Source organism: Jeotgalibaca caeni (genome assembly GCF_028863945.1).
GTDB classification, from domain to species: Bacteria; Bacillota; Bacilli; order Lactobacillales; family Aerococcaceae; genus Jeotgalibaca; species Jeotgalibaca caeni.
In genome coordinates, this window is sequence record NZ_JARBEA010000003.1 from 47749 (window position 1) to 66618 (window position 18870).

Annotated in this window: 17 protein-coding genes and 1 riboswitch; of the genes, 10 read left to right on the plus strand and 7 right to left on the minus strand. The window is 40.8% G+C overall.

The annotated features are described in order from the left end of the window. Positions 1 to 188: 188 nt before the first annotated feature. Both PVE40_RS01070 and PVE40_RS01075 read right to left on the minus strand, forming a co-directional pair. The gene (locus tag PVE40_RS01070; RefSeq protein WP_274730011.1) at positions 189 to 1643 is read right to left on the minus strand and encodes a PTS transporter subunit EIIC; all 1455 of its coding nucleotides are present in this window, start codon (positions 1641 to 1643) and stop codon (positions 189 to 191) included. Positions 1644 to 1708: 65 nt separating this feature from the next. Next, positions 1709 to 2896 (minus strand): AraC family transcriptional regulator, encoded by a 1188-nt coding sequence (locus tag PVE40_RS01075; RefSeq protein ID WP_274730012.1) that lies wholly within the window; start codon positions 2894 to 2896, stop codon positions 1709 to 1711. A gap of 143 nt (positions 2897 to 3039) precedes the next feature. Here PVE40_RS01075 and PVE40_RS01080 point away from each other — a divergent pair, with 143 nt between their 5' ends. Together PVE40_RS01080 and PVE40_RS01085 are read left to right on the plus strand one after the other, a co-directional pair. Next, on the plus strand, positions 3040 to 4017 hold the full coding sequence (locus PVE40_RS01080; protein WP_274730013.1) for an NAD-dependent epimerase/dehydratase family protein: 978 nt from the start codon (positions 3040 to 3042) through the stop codon (positions 4015 to 4017). A gap of 97 nt (positions 4018 to 4114) precedes the next feature. Further along, a complete protein-coding gene (locus tag PVE40_RS01085; RefSeq protein WP_274730014.1) occupies positions 4115 to 4945 on the plus strand; it encodes an endo alpha-1,4 polygalactosaminidase in 831 nt (276 codons plus the stop codon). A 55-nt stretch (positions 4946 to 5000) separates the two neighbouring features. Here the strand turns inward: PVE40_RS01085 and PVE40_RS01090 are convergent, their stop codons facing one another. Genes PVE40_RS01090 through PVE40_RS01100 form a run of 3 tightly spaced genes read right to left on the minus strand, consistent with a single transcriptional unit; the run spans position 5001 to position 8060 of the window. Then, positions 5001 to 5816 (minus strand): carbohydrate ABC transporter permease, encoded by an 816-nt coding sequence (locus PVE40_RS01090; RefSeq protein WP_274730015.1) that lies wholly within the window; start codon positions 5814 to 5816, stop codon positions 5001 to 5003. A gap of 18 nt (positions 5817 to 5834) precedes the next feature. Further along, complete coding sequence (locus PVE40_RS01095; protein WP_274730016.1) at positions 5835 to 6722, minus strand: carbohydrate ABC transporter permease; 888 nt, start codon at positions 6720 to 6722, stop codon at positions 5835 to 5837. Positions 6723 to 6737: 15 nt separating this feature from the next. Further along, positions 6738 to 8060, minus strand: coding sequence for an ABC transporter substrate-binding protein (locus tag PVE40_RS01100; RefSeq protein WP_274730017.1), 1323 nt, complete (start codon positions 8058 to 8060; stop codon positions 6738 to 6740). Positions 8061 to 8211: 151 nt separating this feature from the next. Here PVE40_RS01100 and PVE40_RS01105 point away from each other — a divergent pair, with 151 nt between their 5' ends. Continuing rightward, positions 8212 to 9192 (plus strand): sensor domain-containing diguanylate cyclase, encoded by a 981-nt coding sequence (locus tag PVE40_RS01105; RefSeq protein ID WP_274730018.1) that lies wholly within the window; start codon positions 8212 to 8214, stop codon positions 9190 to 9192. Between the two features lie 44 nt (positions 9193 to 9236). Here PVE40_RS01105 and PVE40_RS01110 read toward each other — a convergent pair whose 3' ends face one another. Both PVE40_RS01110 and PVE40_RS01115 read right to left on the minus strand, forming a co-directional pair. Then, the gene (locus tag PVE40_RS01110) at positions 9237 to 10295 is read right to left on the minus strand and encodes a hypothetical protein (RefSeq protein ID WP_274730019.1); all 1059 of its coding nucleotides are present in this window, start codon (positions 10293 to 10295) and stop codon (positions 9237 to 9239) included. After that, positions 10288 to 10845 (minus strand): sigma-70 family RNA polymerase sigma factor, encoded by a 558-nt coding sequence (locus PVE40_RS01115; protein WP_274730020.1) that lies wholly within the window; start codon positions 10843 to 10845, stop codon positions 10288 to 10290. Before PVE40_RS01115 ends, PVE40_RS01110 begins: the two co-directional genes overlap by 8 nt. A gap of 312 nt (positions 10846 to 11157) precedes the next feature. Next, a riboswitch (cobalamin riboswitch) is annotated at positions 11158 to 11352 on the plus strand. Between the two features lie 122 nt (positions 11353 to 11474). Here PVE40_RS01115 and PVE40_RS01120 point away from each other — a divergent pair. Genes PVE40_RS01120 through PVE40_RS01150 form a run of 7 tightly spaced genes read left to right on the plus strand, consistent with a single transcriptional unit; the run spans position 11475 to position 18854 of the window. Further along, positions 11475 to 11717 carry a glutaredoxin domain-containing protein gene (locus tag PVE40_RS01120; RefSeq protein WP_274730021.1) on the plus strand — a complete coding sequence of 81 codons (243 nt, stop codon included), beginning with the start codon at positions 11475 to 11477 and terminating at the stop codon, positions 11715 to 11717. Further along, on the plus strand, positions 11710 to 12120 hold the full coding sequence (nrdI, locus tag PVE40_RS01125) for a class Ib ribonucleoside-diphosphate reductase assembly flavoprotein NrdI (protein WP_274730022.1): 411 nt from the start codon (positions 11710 to 11712) through the stop codon (positions 12118 to 12120). The genes PVE40_RS01120 and nrdI overlap by 8 nt, the downstream gene beginning before the upstream one ends. Then, complete coding sequence (gene nrdE, locus PVE40_RS01130) at positions 12074 to 14299, plus strand: class 1b ribonucleoside-diphosphate reductase subunit alpha (protein ID WP_274730023.1); 2226 nt, start codon at positions 12074 to 12076, stop codon at positions 14297 to 14299. Before nrdI ends, nrdE begins: the two co-directional genes overlap by 47 nt. Positions 14300 to 14315: 16 nt before the next feature. Next, positions 14316 to 15266, plus strand: coding sequence for a class 1b ribonucleoside-diphosphate reductase subunit beta (gene nrdF, locus PVE40_RS01135; protein WP_274730024.1), 951 nt, complete (start codon positions 14316 to 14318; stop codon positions 15264 to 15266). Continuing rightward, positions 15247 to 17100 (plus strand): anaerobic ribonucleoside-triphosphate reductase, encoded by a 1854-nt coding sequence (gene nrdD / locus PVE40_RS01140; protein WP_274730025.1) that lies wholly within the window; start codon positions 15247 to 15249, stop codon positions 17098 to 17100. The genes nrdF and nrdD overlap by 20 nt, the downstream gene beginning before the upstream one ends. Positions 17101 to 17102: 2 nt before the next feature. Further along, positions 17103 to 17678: an anaerobic ribonucleoside-triphosphate reductase activating protein gene (gene nrdG, locus PVE40_RS01145; protein WP_274730026.1), complete on the plus strand. Its 576-nt coding sequence runs from the start codon at positions 17103 to 17105 to the stop codon at positions 17676 to 17678. A 36-nt stretch (positions 17679 to 17714) separates the two neighbouring features. Beyond that, the gene (locus PVE40_RS01150) at positions 17715 to 18854 is read left to right on the plus strand and encodes an AI-2E family transporter (RefSeq protein ID WP_274730027.1); all 1140 of its coding nucleotides are present in this window, start codon (positions 17715 to 17717) and stop codon (positions 18852 to 18854) included. Positions 18855 to 18870: the final 16 nt, after the last annotated feature.

The following is an 18870-nucleotide window of genomic DNA, read 5'->3' on the forward strand; positions in this document are numbered from 1 at the left end:
AAACCGTTACGATATCACAACGATAAAACGGTTATCGTTGCGATAGTAAGCCCAAACTTCAATCTATCACAACGATAAAGCCGTTATCGTTGCGATAGCCGAGCCAAACGTCATTTTATCGCAACGATTAGCTCCAAAAGGAAAAAAGGTTCTCACTATCCTAACGAGAGGATCGTGAGAACCTTCTTTTATTTTGAAAGAAGATGGGCTTTTGCAGGATTCTTCGGTTTTTCACGTTTTTCCTGCATTTCCATGGCATCGTTATAACCCCAGACATAGGTGAGGCCAAAGGAGAGAGCTAGCGTTACAACGGTTACGAGTACCGCATACCAGAAATTGGATGTGATTCCATTTACTGGATCAATGTAGGAAGGCAATCCGATAATTGAACCGATGATGCTCCACATATTAATCCGGAAAACACCTGTCAGGAATCCACCAATTGCGCTGGCAATGCTGGCACAAATAAATGGTTTGCGGAAGCGCAAGTTAATCCCGTAAATGGCAGGTTCCGTAATGCCGCAAAAAGCAGAAATCGCGCCGGCATAACCGAGCTCTTTCACTTTGGGCTTCCGTGATTTAACCGCTACAGCGAGAGCTGCACCGCCTTGTGCCACAATCGGCATGCTGACAATTGCAGAGAGATAACTATACCCAAGTGTAGCAAAGTCGTTGACATAAATGGGAATGATTCCCCAGTGGAGCCCGAAAATAACGAGAATTTGGTAGAAGCCATCGATAATGGCACCAAAGATGGGCGCATTCCAACTCAAGAGCGTTTGAAGACCAGCCGCCAGCCCTTGGGAAAACCAAGTAATAACAGGACCCGTCAGCATAAACGTAACCGCAGAAACAACGCCAATTACGACAATTGGAATAAAAATGGCTTGAATATACATGGAGACCCACGTTTTAAGCCAACGTTCCAGCTTTTTAACGAGCCAGGCTGCTAAAATCATCGGGAAAATCGAATAGGTATAAGATACAAAAGGAAAATCAAATGAACCGAGACTTAAAATATTCAATCCGTTATTTGCTGCTTCAATGACAGTAGGGTGAATAATGACACCACCAATAACAGCGGTCAATATGGGATTCCCATCGATTCGTTTCGCTGCATTGAACCCAATCAGAACAGGCAAGAAATAAAAGACTGCATCTGCCATCGCATTAATCATTAAATAAATGCTGCCTTCTGCTGCGACAAGACCTGTAGTCGTTAGAACTGCGAGTAAACTTTTAATTATACCAGAAGCTGCGAGGATACTAATGATCGGCATCATCGCGCCTGTAATAATACCAATTAACTGATTCATTGCTCGTTTAACTTTTCCAAGCAGGGAGAGATTTTCATTGGCGGACTCTGGTTCTTCCTCAGTTGCAGGAGACAATTGCGCCATCACTTCGGCATAAATATCATCCACTGCCTGTCCAACGACAACTTGGAATTGTCCACCAGCTACAGCAACACCCATCACGCCATCTACTTGTTCTATTTTTTCTTTGTCAGGTACGGTATCGTCTTTCAAATAAAAGCGTAGACGTGTGACACAATGAATGACGCGGTTAATATTTTCTTCCCCGCCAACCAAATCGATTATTTCAGTCGCAAGTAATTCATATTCTTGTTTCTTCTTTTTCATACGCTCAACTCCTTTATTTTGATTATATCGGATTGAGCAAAATAATACACATGAGAACCATCCGTCTATTCACGAGACAGCATCTTTTCTTGATGAGGAGTGACTTGAAAGACTTTTTTGTAATTGCGAATAAACGTATTGGCATCTAAGAATCCAACTTTTAGCGCGACCTCGGTTACATTAAGAGGCAAATTCAGAAGCAGGATCCGGCCAATCTGAATTCGATAAAGGTTCAATAATTCTTTGAAAGTCATCTTGAATTTTTCTTTTAACAGTTCATTGATCTTGTCGGCGGAGAAACGGGTTTGCGCAACTAAGGTCTCCAAAGTTAAAGGCGAAAGGCAATTCTCGAGAATAAATATGGCAACGTCCCAAGCATCGCTATAGGCGATTAGTTGATTCCCGCTATTCAACTGGTCGCGGTAAGCTTGGGGAGTTTGTTTGTGAATTTCTTTGAACTGTTTATAGAAGTTTGCGTTGGACTGATAGCCGCAAATGGACCCGATTTGCTGAATCGTCAGGTCGGGAAACTGCAGGAGAGCGGTCGCGTTGCGAATCCGAACTTGGTTAAGCAACTGACTGAAGGAAAAGTTCGTCGCTTCTTTTAATTCAGCCTGTACCGTTTCTTTTGGTAGGGAGAGGGCCTTTGCTACTGTATCAAGCGTTAGAGAATCTTGATGATGCAAGTGAATATATTCTAGACAGCGCCAACTTTTCGTTGAAGGGGGATCCGATTGGCTGGTTCCAGAAATAGTCTGCATAAAATAAGCAATAAATGAAACCAAGGATAAGTGTAAATTTTCAAAGGATGTGTGGGCGTGCTGCTTCTCATATAATACTTCTTCGCAAAGAGCAGTTAAGAGGTGAATCTTCCGTTTCGGAAGAGACATAATGGAAACAACTTGATCTAGGTCCTTAAAATGTGATAAATAGTTTTTCTCATTGACCGAGGAAAGCAGTAATAGACCAAGTGAAAAACGCATGCGATAGAAAGTCAACGCCTGTCCTTTTTCAATCACAAAGCGGTGGATATGGTATGGTAGAAGGTGAATGAGATTGCCTGCTTTCACAGGAAACAGGCTCCCATTAATTTCTATTTTCCCAGTTCCAGAAACGACAAAAATAAATTCAACTTCATTTCGAAACAAGCGTGACTCCGACTTCACGAGTGACTCATAAGTTAAGCATAAATCTTGAGGGCGAAAGTTCTCAGAAAAATAATGGCCGCCCACATAGGGATAATTTTTTGACATGAAATTCGAACTCCTTATCTGGTAAAAAGTGAAAGTTTAGCGGAATTATGATGATTTTTCAGTATGTAGATGCATTATACTATATATGTGAATAAGATAACAAGAAAAACGAATATGTGAAAAGCACAAAGGAGAGAATCGATATGTCAAAAGTATTTATCTTAGGTGGAACAGGGTTTTTAGGGTATTACACAACAAAAGAATTATTGAATCGTGGCTATGACGTGAAAACTATGGCCTTGCCGCCGATGCCAGCTGAAGGACTATTCCCAAGCAACGTAGAAATTCAATTTGGTGATATTAATCAATTGTCAGATGAAGAAATCATTGAATTGCTTTCGGACTGTACTGGATTTATGTACGCAGCTGGAGCTGATGAACGCATTATTCCTGCTAAACCTGCATTGAAGTTCTTCTATGAAGCAAACGTATTGCCTACTCAAAGATTGGCTCGCTTAGCAAGACAAGCTGGCGTGAAGAAATTTGTTGTGTTTGGATCTTATTTCTCTGAGTTTGCAGAGCGCTTCGATGGCAAGTATGACTTGAAGAAACAAGGTTATCCAAATACTCGCTTGTTGCAAGAACAAGTGGCATTTGCGGAAGGCGAAGGTTCTATGGATGTCATGAGCTTGCGCTTACCTTATATTTTTGGCACGATGCCTGGAAGAATGCCTTTATGGAAAATGTTTACTGATCAGATTAAAGGACGTCCTGTTTTCCCTTCCTTAAAAGGTGGAACAGCAATGGTAACGGTAGAACAAGTTGCGGAAGCAGCAGTTGGTGCAATGGAAAACGGAGCACACCGCAAGACTTATGCGATTTCTGCATTAAACATGAAGTTCGAAGAATTTTACAAAATGATGGTAGAAGCATTAGGCCAAACAGAAACGACTCAAATTCCCGTCTTAGAGTTTGAGCAAGTAAGAGAAAACTATGAACAAGTAGACCGTCATGCTGAAGAACAAGGTTTGGAACATGGAATCCATTATGCCTTAACTGGCCAACTACAAGCAGAAGATTTATATGTCGACCCTTCTGACACAATGGATGAACTGGGAATCAAAGAATATGATGTAGTGGAATCCATTCGCGAAACATTGGCAAAGTGTGTAGCCGAATAATTTTAATAAAAAAGACACTTTCTTCTAGTAAGGAAGTGTCTTTTTTCAGCTATAATAAGGTATCAATGATCCCCAATAGGAAGCGGTGGTTTCTGCTATGAAGCGTCTGTGGAAGTTCGTCAGTTTATTCTTCACCTTGTTGATATGGAGCGGGTGTGAGAATAAAGAAGAGGTAAGAACAAGTTCTGGGTACGGCGCTTATTTGAGCTTGATAGGAAGCGATGCTGTCAGAGCTACAGAAGGCAAGAAGAAAGTAGTGTTGGATCCACAATATGTGTCAAAGGAAGAAGTTGCTTCCATCAAAGAAAGAGGTACAGAAGTATATGCGTATTTGAATCTGGGCTCATTGGAGACCTTCCGTCCGTATTATGAAGACTACGAAGAACTCATCTTGGGACCTTACCGCAATTGGGAAGAAGAATATTGGATTGACGTGAAAAACCGCAACTGGCAGGAATTCATTGGAATCACCTTAGCGAATGAAATAGTAGAAAAGGGAATGGATGGATTCTGGGTAGACAATGTAGATGTTTACGGACAATTCCCCAATCCAGAAATCTATGCCGGCGTGGAGACCATACTGAAAGAATTAATGACGCATAAAAAAGCAGTGATCATCAATGGCGGGAATGAATTCGTTCAAATGTATCTGGAAGAGAATCAACAAGTTGATGAGATTCTAACAGGTGTGAATCAAGAAACAATTTTTTCTTCCATCAACTTTGAAGAGGAAACGTTTGGTAAACAGAAGCGAGAAGAGCGGCTGTATTATTTAGAATATGTTACTGAAATGGCTGAACAAGGGAAAGACGTTTTTTTGCTGGAATACACGACGAATCAGCGTCTGTCTAGAAAAATAAAAGAATACGCCGAAGAACGTGGATGGGAGTATTATATTTCTAATTCGATTGAACTGGATGGCGACTGATGAACGAAATAATAGCCTCTGATACGACCAGTAGTCATATCAGAGGCTATTTTACTTATATTTTCAATGAACCTGTCATTCCTTTAACAAATCCTTTTTGCATGAACAGGAATAAAATTAAAGTCGGGATTGTCGCAATGACAATGGCAATCATCTGCATTCCGTAATTCGCTACATAGGAGGCAGAAGTAAGGCCAGAAATTAGCAGAGTCATTGTATATTTATCCTCTGTCTGCAAGAAAATCAAAGGAATCAAGTAACTATTCCATGCGTTCATGAAGGAATATATTGCGGCAGCTGCATAGGTCGACCGCATCATCGGAAATACAATCCGGAAGAAAATGGTGTAGTTATTCGCTCCCTCTATTCGAGAAGAATCGAGTATCTCGTTAGGGAATGATTTGAAGCTTTGACGGAAAAAGAAAATCAAAAACAAGTTATTCACCGTTGGCAAGATGACTGCCAAATGCTGGTTCACTAATTGCAAGCCCGCCATCATCTTGAAGAGGGGAATCACTAAAGCAGCCAGTGGAATCATCATGAAGAGGAGGAACAGAGAATAGATACTCTCACTTGTTCGTGTCCGAAACTTCTCAAAGCCAAACGCTGCCAGAGAAGTAATCAGTAAGCTCGAAACCACGGTAATGAGCGCAATTTTCAAGGAATTCCACATGATTAAAGGAATGTCATAGGCACCAAACAAAGCTTGTAAGTTAATCAGGAGTTGATTTCCGAACGTCAATTTTCCTTCTGCAATCTGATTGGATGTATTTGTAGCACCTGCGATCATCCAATAGAAAGGAAAAACGGAAATGAAAGAGCAAAAAATTAGAAACGTATACTTAAGGAAAGATAAGAATTTCTTTTTCATTTGTTCTCCTTTCTATCTTTAATCTCGGTTTGAGACCTTCAGCTGAATCACGGATAGGACGGCAATAATGATCACGAGAGCCCATGATAGAGTGGCCGAGTAGCCAAAGTTGCTCGTATAGAGGAAGGAGTGGTTGTAAATCAGCTGGGCAGCGGTCAGTGTTTCGTTCGCCGGTCCGCCAGCAGTTAAGTTCACTACTTCGTCAAACAATTGAATGGTTCCAATGGTAGAAGTGATGGTCGTAAAGACGATCACTGGTTTCAGTTGTGGAATGACAATCTTAAATAGTTTCTGGATGCTATTCGCGCCATCAATAGCTGCGGCCTCAAGCGTATCTTCAGAGATATTCTGAAGTCCGGCCAGATAGAAAATCATATTGTATCCCGTCCACCGCCAACACAGAGCGATGATGATTGTCACCTTTGCCCAGAACGGGTTGTTCAACCAATTAATCGGATCATGAATAAGTCCGATCCCCATTAAAGCTTGATTGACGATTCCGCCAATCTGGAACATCATCTTGAATAACACCGCATAAGATACCAAAGAAGTGACACTAGGAAGAAAAAGGGCCAGCTTGAAAAAAGTCCGGCCCTTCAAATTTGGTGAGTTGATTAGAAAAGCTAAGAGCAATCCCAAGAGCACCATAATCGGTACTTGGAAGACTAAAAAAGTAAAGTTATTCAGTAACGCTTTCCGGAATACATCGTCCTGGAACATCCGAACATAATTGTCCAATCCGACAAAAACGGAACTCAGTCCTTGCATACTGTGGAGAGACAAATACAAGGAATAAAAAATGGGATAAAGCAGAAAGACTGTGCTGAGTACCACGGAAAAAATTATAAATGGCCAGACATCTTTCTGATTCCGCAACTTTTCTGGTGTACGGTACGTTTTGCTCATTCGGCTCCTCCTTTACTATTCACCCACCTGCGTTTTGTATTGATTCTCTGCTTCTTCCAGCATCTCATCGAGAGTAAGGCTGCCGTCAAAGTAGCTTTGAATATTCGCACGTAAGGCATCGACTACTGCTTGCGTATTATTTCCATAATCAACAGCAGGAATTTCTGGAATCCACCCGGAGAAATCTTTATAAATTTGAGCATCATTGAAGAATGGGTCTTCATATTGATACGCTTCCCCGGTTTGAGAAGGCAAGTACGTACCAACCGCTCCATTCTCCACTAAAATATCTTGATAGAACTCTTCATTGCCTGCGTAGACACTGTTCAAGAAATCAATTGCAAGCTCTTTGTTTGGCGAGTCATTTAGGACTACCCAGCTCGCGCCGCCTAAGTTGGAGTAGTGTGTGGCGTTCTCTACCGTTTCTAGTTTCGGAATATTGGTATACGCCCACTTTCCGGCTTGATCTTCTGCGGAACGAATCGTTGCGGAGTACCAAATAGCAGAGTTCACTGCGGCAACCTCGCCGCTCGTAATCGCACCAACTGCTTCTGGAGAATAGTAATCTACTGGATTCGCTAAGTCGTATTCGTCAATTTCCTTTAAGATATCAACCATTTCATGCACAGCTGGATTGTCTTTCAAGAAAACATCACCGTTCTCATCGAAATACCAAAGACCAGCAGACTGCATCGCCATTTGAATATAATGAGTTCCTCTGCTTGGAATGAAAGTTAAAAACCATTTTCCTGTTTTTTCTTTTACGTCTTTTCCAATGTCCACAAATTCGGACCACGTCAAGTCTTGCATGTCTTCTTCTGAATAACCAGCTTCACTTAAGTAATCAATCCGGTAATACAGCCCAGCTGCGCCAGAGTCGAAGGGGAGAGCATACACGCCATCATTCACCGTTGCGTTATCGACTTTATAGTCGGCGAAATTGCTGAAATCAATCGTTTCGGATAATTCTGCAAATTTGCCTTCATAGTTGTTCAGATAGTTCTGCAAGTCATAATCGTCCATCAGTACAATGTCCGGTAAGCCTTCCGACACGTTTGAAGTGAAAGCAGCAACCATTTTTTGCTTGGTATCTTCATTCGACATTTCAATGACGTTCACTTTCACATCTTCATTACCGTCATTAATGTAATACTCACCAGCTTTTTCCATAATGGGGATATTGAAGTTCGTATCCCAAGCCCAAACAGTCAGGGTTTGGTCATCTGTACCTTCAGCCGTCTGTGACGAACCTGATTCTGCTGTATCTCCTCCAGAGCAAGCGGTAAGTAATGCAACACTTGCTGCACCATAAAGAAATGAACGAAATTTCTTTTTCATCATCTTCTCCCCCTTATCTTAAATGAACGCGCTTCATATCTGGATTATAACAAATCAATGAGAAGTACCCAGATTTTAACCGCTTGTCCCAGGGGGCTAAATCCGCTAAACTAAAAGAAATAACATTTTATGAGAAAGGACTTTTAACAGAATGACAAGCGACGGACAAACAACGGAAGAACTACTTCAAGAAATTGAATCTTTAAAACGCTTGAATAAGGAATTATTGGATACATTTCATGAAACGGAACGGTTAGAATTTAGTTGGTCCGGAAATCTCGGGCAGTGGTTTTGGGATTTTAGAAGGAATGAAGTGATTTTCAACCCGATGAAGGCAGGAGCGTTGGGCTACACCGAAGAGGAGTTGCCGGAACGAGTCCCCTTTGAATTCTTCACAGATAAGGTTCATCCGGATGACTACGATCGCGTCATGGATCATATGCGTGCGCACTTGTACGGAGAACTGCCTGTGTGGGAAGTGAAATATCGCATTAAAGCCAAAGATGGTTCTTGGAAGGTCTATCAGGACCGAGGGAAAGTAACCGAGCGAAGTGAAGAGGGAAAGCCGCTCTTTTTGAAAGGCATTGTTTTTGACGTAACCGAAGAAGAGCGAGAACGTGAACTATTAAAGGAAAATAATCTTACCTTAAAGAGCAAAATGAAAATTGATTCCCTCACTTCTTTATATACTCGTTCGGTCATGCTATTTGAATTAGGGAAGAGTGTAAATAAAGCGAAGAACTTCGAACAAGCATTGTCCGTCATTTTGCTTCGAGTAGACAACCAAACAACTTATGAAGCGGAATTCGGGACGATTGTTAGTGAGGAGATTTTGAAAGAAATTGGTCACGTCATTAAGAAAGTAGTAGGAGAGCAGTACCTTGCAGGCCGTTCTCGTGAAACAGTGTTCATGGTTATTCTGAACGATAAGAGCGCGAAAGAAGCGTTCGAAGTAGCGGAAGCGATTCGGAAAGAAGTAGCAGACACATTCTTTACGATCCCAAGGAAAGTAACCATTAGTGCAGCTGTTTCCACATTTGAACCAAATCAAACAATCAGCGAGCTGACAGAAGGAACCAGAGAAAAACTCATGAATGCCCAACGTCAGGGTGGAAATGTTACGGTGTTGTAAGATGAAAGCACGAATTACTTGTGAGGTAGTTCGTGCTTTTTGCTTTAACGTAAGTGGACAGTAAAAGGATCGCCATAGGGTAAATAAGTTGCGCCTGTTCCCTCTGGATGACCTGCGGAATAAAATTGCAGGGTGATAGAATCTGCTTCGCTTAATTCTTTTGCAGTAATGTCTGAATATTTTTCTTGAAAGTAAAAATTCATACTCCATTGATCGTCTGTGACTTGGTGATTACCAGTGTTAAAAGTAATGGTTCGGCCTCGATCATCCATACCACGTAATTCAATCAGTTGGTAGTCGCCGCTTTCGTTTAAGAAGGTGGTATTGATCATGCTGATCATGGGATGTGTCCACAAGGAATGAATTTGATACTCCATGTCATCTGTTTTTACAGAATGCTCCATTTCATATTTTTCTAAATACTTAGTCATTTCAGAAAGGGTAGTGTTCCATGAAAACGATGCTGTTCCTTCTATAGGAGGATTACCCTGAACCGAATCAAAGTAATATAAAACCAAATCGTTTATTTGCAAATCCATGGTTATTTCTTCAGACAAGGAGGAATCATCTAAAGGAATTGTGTACAGGACAGAATGAATATTTTTCTCTTCATCAATAAGGCTGCCTGTATTCGAAGCGAGTGTATAAGTTTTGCCATTCAAAGAAAGAGAAAAATCACTAAATCCCAAAAAATGTTCTTCTTCCGATGAACCCTCTAAGTCAACGAGTAGGGAAATGAGAATCTGACGATCGAAATACAAAATATCTTCTACCTTTATTTCTGCTCCATTAATATGAGCTGTTTGATTAACAGAAATGACTGTGTGAGAAGTATCCTCTTGGTTCCCAAACATTTCTGAAAAAGAATAGCGAATCGTTTCTAAGAAAGAGTGAACGGCGCCTTTCACAACAGGCTGACTGCCAAAAATAATCAGTACAATAGCCGCTAAAATAAAAATCGGATATTTTTTTGAAGGAGCGTTTTTCTTTTTTAAATTGTATAGGATACGTTGCTTCTCGAAATGGGTGACTTCTACCTCTTCATATTCAGCAACATTTGTTTTGGTTTCATTTAGTAATTTGTATATTTTGTTTTCACTCATAATGGTTCTCTCCTTTCTTTTGGAAGAACGCTTTCAGTTTTACTTTTCCTCTTGAAATACGATTGTATAAAGCACCTTGCGACAAATGATATTTCTGAGCCATTTCTTCCGTTGTATGATTGGATTCGAGCATATCCTTAAATAATGCTCGATCTTTTTCGTTCAAGGGTTCAAGCAGCTCCGCTAACTGGATTTCCCATAATTCTTTTGAAAATGGTTGATCTGTTTGAGCATAGGCTTGCTCCATTTGTTCATCCCATGAATCGATTGTTAAGTCTTTGCTGTACTTTTTTAACGTATTGATGGAACGATACCGGGCGATTGCACAAATCCAATTCTTAAAGCTAGATTTATTCGAATCATATTGATGAATATGATTCCAAATAGCTAAAAAAACATCGTTTAAGCATTCATCTTGATGATGGGGTAATGCGTATAAGTGCTTGCGAATGATGCTTTTCAATAATGGTGCATACTGATCAATCAAGGTAACTAAACCATCCTCTTCTTGCTGCGATAGCTGGGCAATGATCCATTCATCACTTTTCAAAAAATCCCTCCTCACTCTTCACTATTATATACAATAAAGGAACCCTCATTCTGTCAAAAGGAGTCTCATTTTTTGTAAATGTGCAAGTGAAGTCAAAAAAATTTCTCACTTGTACCATTTTCGTCCAAAACGTGCAAGTGAGCTCTTAAAAAAATCTCACTCATACCAAAATCCTCCAAAACGTGCAAGTGGCGCTAAAAAAAACCCCTCACTTGCACATATAGAGGGAAGCTGGACTTTATTTAAGATTGTAATTTCAAAACTCTCTGCTATAATCCTATATATAGTAAATCAGAGCCAAATAAAACTAAATATAGTACCGCAATTGTTGGTGACATGAAAATGTCTGAAAAGGGAATCCAGTGAAAAGCTGGAGCTGCCCCCGCAACTGTATGTGTGGACGAATTAGCAAACCACTGTATCTAGAGTCTGAGAGGATGAGATATGGGAAGGGCTATAGTAGGACGAAGCACAAGCCAGGAGACCTGCCAGTAATTGTTGTTTCTATTTTTTTCGGGGATGGAGAAAATGAAACGGTGGAACAATCTATCCAGATTTTCTGTCGTTTTCTTTGCCGTTCATCCCGATGAGCGGTTTTTTTGTGTTTAAAGAAAAAGGGAGTGTTCCAAATGTCAAAACAAGTTGTGGTATACAGCAAGCCTGGTTGTGGAGAATGTCAATTCACCAAAAAGTATCTAGCCAAAATGAACATACAGTTTATTGAAAAAAATATAACTGAAGATCCTGCATGGGTAGAGGAAGTAAAGGCACTCGGCTTTTTTAGTCTTCCGGTCGTTCAAGTGGAAGGAGAAGAACCATTTAACGGTTTTCAGCCAGAGCGTTTGAACCAACTGGTGAGCCAAAATGGCTAAAATTGTGTACTTTTCAGTAACAGGACAAACAAAACGTTTCGTTAATAAAATTTCTATTGCTGAAAAAATTGAAATTACACTACACAACCCTTTTATAGAGGTAGGAGAACCATTCATCTTAGTTGTACCAACCTATGTGGCAGAGTTGCTGGAACCGGTATACGACTTCTTAGAAACAGGACGCAACCAAACAAACTGTGTAGGGACGTTTGGCGGGGGAAATCGTAATTTTGCAAACCTATTTTGCTTCACCGTCCGTGATCTGGAAGCAGAATATGGCATTCCTGTACTCCATACATTTGAATTTCAGGGAAGTGCAACCGATGTTGAAAAATTGGAAAAGGAGCTAGATACCATTGAAAACGCAAATCGTTCAACCGAAAAATCGAGTCAGTTATTTTAACTTAAATAATGAGGTAAATATTCCTGTTGATGGAAAAATACCGTTGCACAAGGACAAGGAAGCCGTAAGAGCTTATTTCTTGGAAGAAATAAATCGAAATACGGTCTTTTTCCATAGCCTTGAAGAAAAATTGTCTTACTTAATCGAAGAGGATTACTTAGACGAAGCGACCTTGCTGCCGTATCAAGTAGAGGTGGGAGAACCACTGAACGAGGAGAATCAAGGGAAGAATTATGATTTCCATTTTGTTAAAACGTTATTCAAAAAAATCTATGCCCACAAATTCCGCTTCAAGAGCTTCATGGGCGCATACAAATTCTACACACAGTATGCAATGAAGACGAATGATGGTGAGAAATATTTGGAGCGTTATGAGGATCGGATTGCCTTTAATGCTTTGTTTTTAGCGAATGGAAGCAAACAATTGGCGCTGCAACTTGCGGAAGAGCTCATTACACAACGCTATCAACCAGCGACGCCGACTTTCTTAAATGCAGGCAAAAAAAGACGTGGAGAATTGGTTTCCTGTTTCTTAATTGACCTGGATGATTCCATGCTCTCAATCGGAAGAGGGGTCAATTCCGCGCTGCAACTTTCTAGAAAAGGCGGCGGAGTTGGAGTCAACTTGTCGAATCTGAGGGCAGCAGGAGACCCTATTAAAAAGATTGAAAACGCCTCGTCTGGTGTTGTTCCCGTAATGAAACTGTTGGAAGACAGCTTCAGTTACAGTAACCAATTAGGGCAGCGCAATGGTGCGGGCGCCGTATACTTAAATGTGTTCCACCCTGATATTTATGCCTTTTTGTCTACGAAGAAAGAAAATGCGGATGAGAAGATTCGTGTAAAGACGCTTTCCTTAGGTCTAGTTGTTCCCGACAAATATTATGAATTACTCAAAACGAATCGTCCGATGTATTTATTCAGTCCATACGATGTCGAACGCGAATATGGCCAACCATTTTCTTACATCGACCTGACTCGAGAATACGACAAGTTAGTAGCGAACAAGAATATTAAAAAAACAAAAATTAATGCGCGAGAATTGGAACAAGAAATTTCCCGTCTGCAACAAGAATCCGGTTATCCCTATATTATTAATATTGATACGGTAAACAAAGCGAATCCAGTTGATGGGAAAATTATTATGAGCAATCTCTGTAGCGAGATTTTCCAACCGCAAGAACCTTCCGTGCTGAAGAACGATTTGTCCTATGAAACCATTGGAACGGATATCAGCTGCAACCTTGGTTCAACCAATATTCCGAACTTATTAGAGTCACCTAACTTTGGTTTATCCGTTGAAGTTGCCGTCCGTGCTCTGACTACCGTTACAGAGCGGACTGAAATAGAAGAAGTCCCTACTATTAAAAAAGGAAATGACCTGTACCACACGATTGGATTGGGTGCGATGGGCTTGCATACTGCCTTCGCCCTTCATCAAATGACGTATGGATCGCCAGAATCCATCGAATTTACCAAAACTTATTTTCAAACATTAAATTATTACTCCATCCTTGCCAGCAATAAGATTGCGAAGGAAAGAGGGGAATCGTTTCACAATTTTGAAAAATCAACGTATGCAGATGGTTCTTACTTTATCCCGTATCTGGAATCAGAGTTTACCTTCACGTTTCCGAAAGTTGCGGCTATTTTCCGAAAGGTTCATTTGCCTACTGTACATGATTGGAAACAACTTCGTGAAGAAGTACAAAAATTTGGTCTGTATCACCGCAATCGTTTAGCTATTGCGCCGAATGGATCAATCTCTTATATCAACGAAACAAGTGCTTCGTTACATCCGATTACGCAAAGAATAGAACATCGTCAAGAGAAAACAGTCGGAGCAATTTTCTATCCGGCGCCTTCTTTATCGAATGAGACGATGCCCTACTATACATCGGCGTATGATATGGACCAACGGAAAATTATTGACGTATATGCGGCGGCACAACCGCATATTGACCAAGGGATGAGCTTAACTCTATTTATGAGATCGAAATTGCCGGAAGGTTTATATGAGTGGAAAGAAGGAAAAGGGAATACGTTAACCACTCGGGACTTAAATCGTCTACGGAATTATGCGTATGCAAAAGGAATCAAGTCTTTGTATTATGTACGCACATATACAGAGGATGGGGATATTATCGGATCAAATTCATGCGAAAGTTGCATGGTTTAAGAGAGGGGACAGGGCAATGCATTACCAAGCAATTGACTGGAACAAATTAGAAGATGAACTGGACAAATATACGTGGGAGAAACTAACCTCCCAGTTCTGGCTGGACACTCGAATTCCGGTGTCGAACGATTTGGATGACTGGAGAAGCTTAAGCGAAGAGGAGCGCGAAGTGGTAAACAAGGCATTTGGTGGTTTGACATTATTGGATACCTTACAGTCAGAAGAAGGGGCGAATGTGATGCGTGATGACGTGCGAACAAAACATGAAGAGGCAGTGTTAAACAATATCCTCTTCATGGAATCCGTTCATGCAAAAAGTTACAGTACCATCTTCGTTTCATTGAATGACAACCGGAAAATTGAAGAGATTTTCAATTGGATTCACGAGGACGAACGACTCCAATACAAAGCTCAACGTATCCAGGAAGTGTATCAAACAGGGACAGCCTTGCAGAAAAAAGTGGCAAGTGTCTTTTTAGAATCATTTTTATTTTATAGCGGCTTCTATACGCCGTTATGGTATTTGGGAAATAACTTACTGCCTAACGTGGCTGAGGTAATTAAGTTGATTATTAGGGATGAGTCGGTTCATGGAACGTATCTAGGATACAAGTTTCAGTTGGGATACAACCAGTTAACCGAAGGACAACAGGCTGACCTTAGGGATTGGATGTATGAGTTGTTGTTTGACTTGATGGACAATGAACTGATGTATACAGAAGATTTGTACGATCAAATAGGTTGGACAAATGAAGTGAAAAAATTCATCCAATACAATGCAAATAAGGCTCTGCAAAATTTAGGTTTTGAACCATTCTTCTCAGGAGCAGCTGCAGAAGACATTAATCCCATTGTGATGAACGGACTCTCTACTGATACTGCAAATCACGACTTTTTCTCTCAAGTAGGTTCGGGTTATTTGATGGGAGAAGTGGAAGCGATGGCAGATGACGATTATGACTTCTAAAGGATTGCCTGATCTAGAATCAGAATTACAAAAGTTGATGAAGGCAGATGCCTCATTGGTTCATGAGAATGCGAATAAGGATAGCAAAGTATTCAACACGCAGCGAGATTTAACAGCAGGAGTAGTAGCGAAAACGATAGGGCTTCGAATGCTTCCACCTCATGTAGCACAAGCACATCTGGCAGGAGACATTCACGTTCATGATCTGGATTACAGTCCTTATTCACCAATGACGAATTGTTGTCTAATTGATTTTTCCTACATGTTTGAGCATGGCTTTACAATCGGGAATGCGGAAGTAGAGAGACCAAAGTCCATTCAAACGGCGGCAGCACAGATGGCTCAAATTATTGCGAATGTTTCTAGCAGTCAATACGGCGGTACAAGTGCCGACCGGATTGACGAGTTATTGGCTCCCTATGCCCGAATGAATGAGGAGAAGCATCGTCAAGAAGCCACGAAATGGATAGAACCAGCCAAACGAAGCGAGTATGCTTGGGAAAAAACAAAAAAAGACATCTATGATGCGATGCAGAGTTTGGAATATGAAGTCAATACCTTATACACATCCAATGGACAAACTCCTTTTGTAACCTTTGGATTTGGGTTAGGTACAGATCGATACGAACGAGAAATCCAACGGGCCATTCTCCAAGTCCGAATGGAAGGGTTAGGAAAAGAAAAGCGCACGGCTATTTTCCCGAAACTTGTGTACGGCGTTCGAGATGGAGTGAACCACCGACCGCATGATCCAAATAATGATATCAAAAAAATGGCAGTCCTCTGTGCTACCCAACGGATGTATCCTGACATCTTAAACTATGACAAATTAGTGGAACTGACTGGTTCCTACAAAGCTCCAATGGGTTGCCGCTCCTTTTTGCAAGGATGGAAAAATAAACAAGGGGTAGAAGTAAATACAGGCCGAATGAATCTGGGTGTAGTAACACTAAACTTACCCCGTATTGCCATGGAGTCGAAGGAACAGTTCTGGGAAATCTTGCAAGAGCGATTAAAAGTTGTAAAAGATGCTCTTCTCTACCGAGTGGAGCGAGTGAAAGAAGCCCGTCCGGAGAATGCACCCATTTTGTATATGAATGGGGCTTGGGGAGCAAAGTTAAAACCAGAAGATTCAGTAACCTCGCTATTCGATCGAAAGCGTGCCACCATTTCCCTTGGGTATATCGGCTTATATGAAGTAGCGGCTATCTTTTTTGGAAGGGATTGGGAAGAAAAAGCGGAAGCAAAGGCGTTCACGTTAGAAATATTGGCAGAGCTAAAAAGACACTGTGATAAATGGAGCGATGAACAGCAACTTCATTTTAGCGTTTATTCTACACCAAGTGAAAGTTTAACCGACCGTTTCTGCCGATTAGATAAGGAACGATTTGGAGAAGTAAAAGATATTACGGATAAAGGGTATTATACAAATAGTTTTCATTATGATGTTCGGAAAAAACCAACCCCATTTGAAAAAATAGATTTTGAAAAAGATTACCCAGTATTTTGTTCTGGTGGATTTATTCATTATGTGGAGTATCCCAATATCCAACAAAATCCAAAAGCTCTGGAAGCTGTATGGGATTATTCTTATGATAAGATTGCTTATTTAGGGACAAATACGCCGATTGATCAATGCTTCTTGTGTGGTTTCAAGGGGGAATTTCTTCCAACCGCTCATGGGTTTGAATGTCCAGCTTGTAGAAATCATGATCCAGCAACTTGCGATGTTGTTAAACGGACCTGTGGCTATTTAGGCAATCCACAAAAACGTCCAATGGTAAGAGGACGACATAAAGAGATTACGGCTCGGCAGAAACATATGGAGGAATAGGAATGAGGAACCCAGCACCAAAAGAATGGAAAGACGATGAATGGAGTCAGGGATATATTGCGGACTACAAACCTTTTAGCTTTGTAGACGGAGAGGGGGTCAGGTGCAGCCTCTATGTGAGTGGGTGTCTGTTTCAGTGCCCAGGCTGTTATAATCGGGCAGCACAATCCTTTTCATATGGGCACCCTTATACCCAATCACTTGAAAATCAAATTTTAAGTGATCTAAGTAAAGAATATGTCCAAGGATTGTCTCTTCTAGGCGGAGAGCCCTTTTTAAATACATCTATTATCCTGCCGCTTGTTTCACGGATGCGTGAAATGTTTGGTGATAAGAAAGATATTTGGTGTTGGACTGGCTATACATTCGAAGAGCTATTGGTAGAGACAAGCGATAAGCTGCAGTTATTGGCTGAAATGGATGTAGTAGTAGATGGTAGGTTCAGATTAGAAGAAAAAGACTTAGGCTTGGCTTTTCGAGGAAGCCGGAATCAACGGATTATCAACGTGCCCGCTTCGCTGGAAAAGGGAAGGGTAATCTTGATGGGAGCTTTTCATTCTTCGCCAGAATCGGTATAATGAAAATGAAAGCAAAATATGATTTTGGAGAAACATATGAAAAATAAACTTGATATCAAAATCCTTTCCTATTTATTCGTTATCTTTTTTCTACTGCTGCTATACCGCTATTTCGACTTCTTTATTGAGATAACAGTGACGTTAGTAAGTGTAACGAAGCCCCTTTTGATAGGCGGGTTAATGGCGTACTTATTGAATTTAATCATGGTCCGCCTGGAGCGCAGTGTATTGAAAAAATTGAAAGAACGTTTTTTCTTACTCACTCGTGCAATTAGTATGATTACATCGATTTTAATCGTAAGTCTCGTCCTTTACCTGATTATTAAATTAATCGTACCTCAGTTAATTACGATGTTAACCAGTTTGGTTGGAGGAATTCCGGTATTGGTGAGTCAGATAGAGACCTTGATTGAAAATAGCGACATGGAATTTCTAATTACTTTTGTGGGAGATAACTTAACCACCGACTTCAATAATCTCTCTCAACGTGCATTAAATTTTGCTACGAACAGTGTGAATCAGTTATTGTCTTCCTTTGTTCAAGTAGTTGGTGGCGCAACAAGCGGACTGTTTTCTTTCGTTATTTCGTTTTCATTTGCTATCTACACGCTACTCAGCAAGGAAAAATTGATGAAGCAAATAGCTACCGTTGGACAAGCCTTTTTACCAGTTAAGGTTTATCGACAATTGGCTGCGCTATTTACGATTATTCATCAAACCTTCTCTAGTTTCTTTGTGGGACAAGGCTTGGAAGCCATCATACTAGGAAGCTTGTGCATCATTGGGATGACTATTTTCCGCTTCCCATTCGCGCTAACCATTGGTACATTTATCGGCTTTACTGCTCTTATACCTATGTTTGGTGCCTTGATTGGAGCCGGGATTGGTTTTCTCCTGATTGCCTCCCAAAATTTCACCCAAGCGTTGTTGTTTTTGCTATTCATTATCATCCTTCAACAACTGGAAAACAATTTAATCTATCCACGGGTTGTAGGAACGAGTATTGGAATTCCAGGAATATGGGTTCTTGTTGCGATTACAATAGGTGGAGGAGTAGGCGGAATTGCAGGTATGCTATTAGGGGTACCGGTTGTGGCTACTTTGTATCAGATCGTTCGCATTCTTACCTACAAGAAGTTAGAAAATGAATCGTTAGGACTAGAAGAAAATACTTGATAGAGAACCAGCGTTG